The sequence below is a fragment of the Embleya sp. NPDC059237 genome (genome assembly GCF_042754105.1).
GTDB lineage: Bacteria > Actinomycetota > Actinomycetes > Streptomycetales > Streptomycetaceae > Embleya.
In genome coordinates, this window is the sequence record NZ_JBHZAE010000057.1 from 1 (window position 1) to 2,002 (window position 2,002).

Below are 2,002 nucleotides of genomic sequence, written 5' to 3' on the forward strand. Positions count from 1 at the left end.
CGTCCATGGACACCGCGAGTTCCTCGGGAAGCGCGGGAACACCCGGGAGCCGGGCCGGCCGGCCCGGCCGGGTCCGCGCCGTCTCACCGTCGCCGGTGTCGCCGCCCCCACCATCTGACGCCTCGTCAGATGAAACGGACACCTCACCGGTTTCGTTGATCATTCCCATTTGCATTTCCGGCGAGAAATACTCGTCTTCCGAATCGACCTCGAATGCGATGTCGTCGGGCATCGGAGGAAGCTCGATGTGCGATCCAGTGTGAGGTTCGACGTGGTGCTCGAGACCGCCGCCCGCGCCGTGCGCCGCGGCCCCGGACCCCATCTCGAACAGCGCCTTCTGACCGCCCGCGCCACTCCCGACACCGCCCCCGCGTCGTTCGCCGCGTCGCCTCCTGCGCCGTCCTTTGAAGGATTCGTAGATGCGGGGTGTGGCGGTCATGTACAACCGCCGCAGTGCGGGGACGAGGGTGTTGTCGTGGATGTCGGTCCAACTCTTGTCGACGTGCCCGGCCACGCGATGGGCCTCGTCGCACAACACCAGCGTCCAAGCCCTCAAAGCAGGGATCCCGTAGGGACCGGTGTGCGCGTGAATCACCGCGCCGAGCGAGGCATAGGTGGCGAACACCGTGTACCGCACGTGCCGTCGGGCCCACAGGGCGAGACTGGGCCCGCTGGTGGTGGCGCGCACGTTCGCTGCGCCGAGCGCGTCGTCGCCCTCGAGGGAGCACACCGCGAGCATGGCCTCTTCGTGTCCGAGGGCGCGCCAGGCGGTGACGGTCTGGGTGAGCAGATCCAGGGTGGGGACCAGGACGAGGGTGCCGCCGGTGGGTGCGAGGCGTCGGGCGGTCTCGGCGGCGATCAGCGTCTTGCCGGTGCCGGTGGCCGACACCAGGAGCCCGCGGTTGCCGCCCGGGCGTACGGGGCCTTCCAGGCCGCGCACCGCGGCGTCGACGGCCTCGACCTGGTGCGGCCGCGGCCGTGCGGCGAATTCGCGCACCGACCCTCCTCGTCATCACTTCCGGAACACCCGACGGGGCTCCCGATATACGTCAAATTCTACCTGAGTCATTCTTGAGTCATATCGATCTCCAAGTCTGTTGAAGGAAAACATCAACGACGCCTCGGCCTTTCGATTCGTGCGCCGATCCTCCCGTCACGCCGCGGCCACATACTCGGGGCGGGGGAGCGGTACGCGGCCGTGTTTCACTGCGGTTCGGGTACGCCGAGTCTCCCCAGTCGTGAGCGGATCGCGCCCGGTTGGCGGTCGAAGCGTCGGGCGAGTTCGACCAGGCCGTGGCCTGCGGCGTGGAGTTCGAGGAGCAGCTGCTCGTCTTCGGGGGTCCATCGTTGGTAGGCGTTGGCGTGGCGGGTGCGGATCTCCTCCACGGAGTAGGCCTTGTCCGCGGCCTCGTCCGTGCGCGGGGCCGGTTGTCCCACACTCGCCTCCCGGGCGGGGATCAGCTCCACCGAGCCCAGTGCGGACGAGGGGAAGTCGCATACCTCGACTCCTTCGAGCCAGAAGGTGGTGGTGCCGTCCTCGAACGTCAACAGGTCCGCTCGGAGGTCGAGTTCACGGCACATGGCATCGGGGCCTGCGGGATCTGCGACGAACTCCTTGAAACGCAGGCGGAGTACCGTTCGGGGCTTCGGTTCGGTCATGACGGAAACGATGCCGGCCGAACCCACTCCAAGGGCCCGCCGCTTGCACCGATCCGCATCGCGGATCGGTTGCTCCCCGCAACGCGGGGAGCCCGCGCCTCCTCCGAGGGGAACTCCCGCAATCCACCACCCACTTCGCGCTGCCGGCGGGCCGTGACGCGGCCCCGGTCCGAGCCGCAACGCGGATCGGACGCCTCCCGCAACGCGGGAGGCCTTCGCTTCCTTTCGATCCGCAACGCGGATCGAGCTCCCCGCAACGCGGGGAGCCCCGGTGGCGCAACGCGCCACCGCGAGCCGCAACGCGGCTCGCTTCACTCGCAAGCCGCGCAGCGGCTTGTGGACC

2 protein-coding genes are annotated in these 2,002 nt (G+C 69.0%); both read right to left on the bottom strand.

The features are described 5' to 3' along the window. On the bottom strand, positions 1–997 hold a 997-nt coding region (locus ACFXKZ_RS52375), incomplete at its 3' end, for a DEAD/DEAH box helicase family protein (protein WP_380015661.1). 206 nt (positions 998–1,203) lie between these two features. After that, positions 1,204–1,659, bottom strand: coding sequence for a hypothetical protein (locus tag ACFXKZ_RS52380; protein ID WP_380015663.1), 456 nt, complete (start codon positions 1,657–1,659; stop codon positions 1,204–1,206). Positions 1,660–2,002 lie beyond the last annotated feature (343 nt).